General features: G+C 75.1%; 6 protein-coding genes. 5 read left to right on the top strand and 1 reads right to left on the bottom strand.

The features are described from left to right. Together ABD323_RS39110 and ABD323_RS39105 are read left to right on the top strand one after the other, a co-directional pair. On the top strand, positions 1 to 1,101 hold a 1,101-nt coding region (locus ABD323_RS39110; protein WP_344446867.1), incomplete at its 5' end, for a sortase. Between the two features lie 51 nt (positions 1,102 to 1,152). Next, positions 1,153 to 1,974, top strand: a complete 822-nt coding sequence (locus ABD323_RS39105) for a phosphate ABC transporter ATP-binding protein (RefSeq protein WP_344446866.1) — start codon at positions 1,153 to 1,155, stop codon at positions 1,972 to 1,974. Positions 1,975 to 2,018: 44 nt separating this feature from the next. Here ABD323_RS39105 and ABD323_RS39100 read toward each other — a convergent pair whose 3' ends face one another. Beyond that, positions 2,019 to 2,921: an HAD-IIB family hydrolase gene (locus tag ABD323_RS39100; protein WP_344446865.1), complete on the bottom strand. Its 903-nt coding sequence runs from the start codon at positions 2,919 to 2,921 to the stop codon at positions 2,019 to 2,021. A gap of 319 nt (positions 2,922 to 3,240) precedes the next feature. On the opposite strand from ABD323_RS39100, the gene ABD323_RS39095 reads away from it, so the two are divergent. The 3 genes from ABD323_RS39095 to ABD323_RS39085 form a co-directional block, all read left to right on the top strand. Further along, positions 3,241 to 3,843 carry a helix-turn-helix domain-containing protein gene (locus ABD323_RS39095; RefSeq protein WP_344446864.1) on the top strand — a complete coding sequence of 201 codons (603 nt, stop codon included), beginning with the start codon at positions 3,241 to 3,243 and terminating at the stop codon, positions 3,841 to 3,843. Between the two features lie 165 nt (positions 3,844 to 4,008). Further along, the gene (locus ABD323_RS39090) at positions 4,009 to 4,635 is read left to right on the top strand and encodes a hypothetical protein (RefSeq protein ID WP_344446863.1); all 627 of its coding nucleotides are present in this window, start codon (positions 4,009 to 4,011) and stop codon (positions 4,633 to 4,635) included. Next, on the top strand, positions 4,632 to 5,674 hold a 1,043-nt coding region (locus ABD323_RS39085; protein ID WP_344446862.1), incomplete at its 3' end, for an MAB_1171c family putative transporter. The genes ABD323_RS39090 and ABD323_RS39085, both read left to right, overlap by 4 nt.

Here is a 5,674-nt window from a genome sequence, read left to right as displayed (position 1 = left end):
TCGGCGGGCGGCCGGGCGGCCCCGGTGCGGCCCGGCCGGCACCGACGCCTCGGGGGGTCCGCGATGACCGGCCCGGTGGACCTGGACAAGTCCCGCTCCGCGCCGGACTCCTCGATCGCCGACACCCTCCAACTGCCCCCGATCGACCCGGACATGGCCCCGCCCGTGACCGCCGTCGCGGCGCTGCCGGCACCCGCGCCCGGACCGTCGCGGACGCCCGCCGCCTCACCCACCGCGGCGGCACCCGCCTCACCCGCCGCCGCGGCGGGTGCCGGGAGCGAGGTGTCGGCGCGCCGGCGCCGGGTGCTCCAGGCGGGCTGGGCGGCGACCCTGCTCTCCGGCCTGCTGCTGGGCTTCGCCCTCTACCTTGCGGCCCTCGCCCCGCTCCAGGAGATGCACTACCAGTCGCTCTCCTACCGGACCTTCCGCAACGAGCTCGCCAACGCGGTCGCGCCCACCGGCGCGGCCCCCGACGGCGACCCGGTGGCGCTGATCGACATTCCGGCGATCGGCGTGCGGGGCATGGTGGTGGTCGAGGGGACCAGCGGCCGCGACCTGATGCGCGGCCCCGGCCACCGCCGGGACACCGCACTGCCCGGCCAGATCGGCACCGCCGTGCTCTTCGGGCGCGGCACGTTCTTCGGCGCGCCGTTCAGCCGGCTCTCCGAACTGCGGGTCGGCGACAAGATCGTCGCCACCACCGCGCAGGGCCGCTTCAGCTACACCGTCAACGTCTACGGCGACGGCACGCACCCGGTGCGCGACCCGGCGGCGGCCCGGCTGGTGCTGACCACCAGCGGCGCGGGCCTGCTGCCCACCGGCACGGTGCTGGTCGGGGCCCGGCTGGACGACGAGCCGCAGCCCAACCCGCTCGGCCGCCCCGCCCAGTTGCCCGCGGACCGCGCGCTGGCGCAGGACACCGGGGCGCTGAGCGTCCTGCAGCTCTGGTCGGCCGCGCTGCTGGGGGCGGTGGCCCTGGTCACCCTCGCCGCCCGCCGCTGGCACCGGCGGGCGGCCTACCTGGCCGGCACGCCGGTGCTCGCCGCGCTGCTCTGGGCCTGCTACGAGAACGCCGCCGCCCTCCTGCCGAACCTCTACTGACATGTCGCGCGACAGATCCGACGTGACGCCACTGCTCGGAAGGAACGTCCGATGACCACCACCGTCCCCCAGCGGAGCACCGAGGCGCAGCCGGCCCGGCTCTCCGGGCTGGAGAGCCGCGACATCTCCGCCTGGTTCGGCGCGCACAAGGTCCTGGAGCGGGTCTCGCTCACCATGGCGGCCGGCGACGTCACCGCGCTGATCGGACCGTCGGGCTGCGGCAAGTCGACCTACCTGCGGATCCTCAACCGGATGCACGAGATGGTGCGCGGGGCGGCGCTGGCCGGCGAGGTGCTGCTGGACGGCGAGGACGTCTACGCGCACGGCCGGCGCCCCGCCGAGGTGCGCCGCCGGATCGGCATGGTCTTCCAGCGGCCGAACCCGTTCCCCGGCATGTCGATCGCCGACAACGTCGCCAGCGGGCTGAAGCTGGCCGGCATCAAGGTCTCCAGGGAGCACCGCGACCACCTGGTCGAGGACAGCCTGCGCCGGGCCGGGCTGTGGAACGAGGTCAGCAGCCGGCTGGGCACCCCCGGCGGCGCGCTCTCCGGCGGCCAGCAGCAACGCCTGTGCATCGCCCGGTCATTGGCCGTCGAGCCGGACATCCTGCTGATGGACGAGCCCTGTTCGGCGCTGGACCCGACCTCGACCCGCCGGGTGGAGGAGACCATCGCCGAGCTGCGCGGGCGGCTGACCATCGTCATCGTGACCCACAACATGCAGCAGGCGCAGCGGGTTTCACAGTCCTGCGCGTTCTTCCTGGCCACCCACGACACCCCCGGGCGGATCGTCGAGGCGGGCCCGACCGCGCAGATCTTCACCGATCCGGTCGACCAGCGCACCGCCGACTACGTCAACGGCCGTTTCGGCTAGGCGAGGTGACGGTCCGTCGGATCGGCGACGGCAGACGGACGGCGTCAGGGTGACGGCGTGGCCCGGGTGAGCAGTTCCTCGATCACCCGGGCCACGCCGTCCTCCTCGTTGCTGACCGTGTGCCGGGCGACCGCGGCCAGCACCGCGGGGTGCGCGTTGGCGACCGCGTAGGAGGTGCCGGCCCAGGCCAGCATCTCCAGGTCGTTGGGCATGTCGCCGAAGGCCACCACCGCGCTGCGGTCGATCCCGTGCTCGGCGCACCAACGGGCCAGCGTGCTGGCCTTGGTGACGCCGCGCGCGCTGATCTCCAGCAGCGCGATCGAGCTGGAGCGGGTGATCTCGGCGGTGTCGCCGACGGCCGCCCTGGCCTCGGCGAGGAAGGCGTCCGGGTCCAGTTCGGGGTGCTGGGCGAGCAGCTTGTAGCTGGCGACCGCGCAGCCGGGCGGCTGCTGCCGCGGGTCGGCGGCGCCCTGCGGCGGCAGGTCGCCGGCGCCGAGGTGCCGGTCGCAGCCGAGCAGCTTCTCGGCGGAGGCCACCTGGTGCGCCTCGTCGTCGCCCCACATCCGCACCTGGTACTGCGGCTCGCGGGCGAAGCCGCCGGGGAACTCGAAGGCGAAGGCGGTTCCCGGCAGCCGGTCGCGCAGCACCCGCACGACCGCCAGGGCGTCCGCGACGGGCAGCGGGAAGGTCTCCAGCAGCCGGTCGCCGTGGACGTCGAGGACCGCGCCGCCGTTGGAGCAGATCGCCACCCCGTGGCCGCCGATGTGCTCGGCCAGCCGCTGCATCCAGCGCGGCGGGCGCCCGGTGACGAAGACCACCTGGATGCCGGCGCGCTCGGCGGCGGCCAGGGCGGCAGCCGTCCGGTCGGAGACCGTCCCACCGGCGCCGAGCAGCGTGCCGTCGAGGTCGGTGGCGATCAGGCGGGTGGGTGCGGCTGACTGGGTCACCCGGCCATCCTCGCAGGTGCCCCCGCCCGTGGTGGTGCCCGTCCCGGAGGGGACGGGGTCGCCGGAAGAAAATGACGGCGCACGGTCAACCCCCGTGTGACCGTGCGCCGTGCCGTGCCGTCTATTTTGTTGGACGGCCATGCATGGAAACATACGCTGCACCCTCCCGGGGCTGTCAACCGGTAAGCGCGAAGGAGCAAATCCGTAGTTTCCTCGCGTTCGTCATCTATTTCGATAGATACTGGGCCACCTCACCCCGACCCCCGGGGAGCACGGCGGAGAGCCTGCGACCAGCACCACGCGAACAAGGAGTGTGTCGATGACGACGGGCGTCCAACCCCCGGCCCGCCGGCGCACCATCGCCGAGCGGCTCGACCACCTCTTCCGGGAGATCCACCCCGCCGGCCGCGGACCGTTCAGCTACCACGAGGTGGCGCAGGCGATCCGCGAGCGGGCCGGCGAGGGCGACCCGACGGTCTCGCACGGCACCCTGCAGCAGATCCGCACGGGCACCAAGACCAACCCCACGGTGAAGACCCTGGAGGCCGTGGCGGCCTTCTTCGGGGTCCCCACGGGGTACTTCCTCGACGACACGGTGGCGGAGCGGGTGGACGCCCGGCTGAGCGAGCTCAAGGCGGCCGCGGCGGCCGGCCGGCCGCCGGCCGGGACCGAGGCCGGCGCCGCCGCACCCGCGCCCGGGGACGCCGCCGGGGCGCCGCCCGGGGCCCCCGCCGCCGCCCCCGCCCCCGGGGACGAGCTGGCCGACGTGCTCGCCGACAGCAACATCCGCGCGGTGGCCTTCCGCCTCGCCGGGCTCTCGCCGCGCGCGCTCAAGGGGCTGCGGGCGATCGTCGACCAGGTCCGGGCCGTCGAGGGCCTGCCCGACGTGAACCGCGCCAAGCGCGAGCGCCGCCGGGAGTAGTGCCGCGGTGCCGGCCGGTCGCGGGTGAAGGAGCCGGTACGCGGAGGACACCGCACCTGCACGCCACCCCACGTGACCACCCCTCGACCCAGCGTTTAAGCTACTGGCTCGATCGTCCGGCTCCCGATGGCCGGCCGCGTGGCACAGGGAGAGGGCAGGGCGGCCATGAAGTGGCGCAGGCAGCCCCGCACCGACTTCGCCGCCCTGGTCGAGGGGCTCGCGGTGCCGCAGCCGTTCCAGCTCGAGGAGTTCTGCGCCGGCATCGCCCGCCGGCGCGGCCGCCCGCTGCACCTGGTCCCGCTGGAGAACGCCGCGGGGGCGGACCTGCCCTGTGGGCTCTGGGTCGGCCTGGACACCGCCGACCTGGTCTTCTACGAGGCCGGTGCCGCACCGATCCTGAAGACCCAGATCGTGCTGCACGAGATCTCGCACATGCTGCTGGAGCACGTCGCGCCGGAGGGCGACGCGCTGCCCGACCAGGCCGGCCACCTGGCCCTGGCCGAGCGCGCCGCGGAGCGGGCGGCCGAGCGGGCCGCCGAGGACGCCGCCCGGCAGGCGGCCGACCTGGAGCTGGGCCTGTCCACCGACCGGGTACTCGCCCTGCTCGCCCGCAACGGCTACAGCAGCCGCCAGGAGGCCGACGCCGAGTCGATGGCGACCCTCATCCTGGAGCGCGCCACCCGCGCCGGCGCCGAGACCGACCCCACCTCGCCGCACTCCGCCCTGCCGCACTCGGCCGAGGTGCTGACCCGCCTCAACGACGCCTTCGGGCACCCGGGACGCCGCGCATGAGGGACCTGCTCGCCATCACCGCCCACCCGCTGCTCGCGCAGTCGCCGGCCACGACCCCGCCGCCGGGCGCGCTGGCCCCCGGCACCCAGCTGAGCCCCGTCCACCTGGCGATCCTGGGCGTGCTCTGGCTGCTGACGGTCTGGCGGCTGCCCGCCGCGGTCCGCAACCCGCGCCAGCGCTCGCTCTGGACCGCCTTCGCCTGCGTGACCACCCTGGTCACCCTGGGGCTGCCGGCCGTCACCGGCTGGATCGACGCCACCAGCGGGATCCACAACCTGGTGGTCCCGGTCAAGCACGCGATCGGGCTGGTCGCCAACAGCGCGGTGCTCACCTTCGTCGCCGACAGCGCGCGTCCCGGGCTCGCCGCGCGGCTGCGCCGCCCGCACCTGGCGGTCCTGCTGGCCTCGCAGCTGGGCCTGGTGGTCTGCTTCGCGCTGATCCACCAGTCCGTCGAGGTGGTCGACTTCTACCAGGCCTACCCGGGCTCGGTCCCGGCGGCGGTGTACGCGCTGATCGTGGCCGGCTACCTGGGCGCCGCGATGGCCGTGAGCTGCTGGCTCTTCGGGACCTACGCGCCGCGGGCCGCCGGCGGCTGGCTGCGGACCGGGTTGTGGGTGCTGGGCCTGGGGACGGCGGCGGGCTTCTGCTACTCGGTGCTGCGGGTCTGCCAGGTGCTGCTGCAGCTGTTCGAGCGGCCGATGTTCATGAGCGCCGGCCTGCTGTACGGCATCGAGTGGACCGCCATCGCGCTGGTCCTGCTGGGCAGCTGCGTGCCGCTGCTGGGGGCGGCCTGGGCCGGCCTGCGGGCCTGGCGCACCGCCCGCCTGCTCGGCCCGCTGTGGACCGCGCTGACCGGCGCGGTGCCCGAGGTGGTGCTGACCGCCCGGCTGGGCCGCGGGCCCCGGGTGCGGCTGCACCGCCTGGTGATCGAGATCAGGGACGCCGCCCTCGCGCTGGCGCCGTACGCCTCCGAGGAGCTGCGTGAGCGGGCGGCGCTGGCCGCCGGTGCCGCCGGGGCCGGCGGCGAGCGGCCGGCCGA

This window comes from Kitasatospora nipponensis (assembly GCF_039528135.1).
GTDB classification, from domain to species: Bacteria; Actinomycetota; Actinomycetes; order Streptomycetales; family Streptomycetaceae; genus Kitasatospora; species Kitasatospora nipponensis.
Note: the sequence above shows the minus strand (reverse complement) of the source record. Positions and strands in the feature narration are given on the sequence as shown.

Bases quoted from the DNA above. Each gene is read 5' to 3' on its own strand.
- ABD323_RS39105 (WP_344446866.1), top strand. From the start codon at position 1,153: ATGACCACCACCGTCCCCCAGCGGAGCACCGAGGCGCAGCCGGCCCGG.
- ABD323_RS39095 (WP_344446864.1), top strand. From the start codon at position 3,241: ATGACGACGGGCGTCCAACCCCCGGCCCGCCGGCGCACCATCGCCGAG.
- ABD323_RS39090 (WP_344446863.1), top strand. From the start codon at position 4,009: ATGAAGTGGCGCAGGCAGCCCCGCACCGACTTCGCCGCCCTGGTCGAG.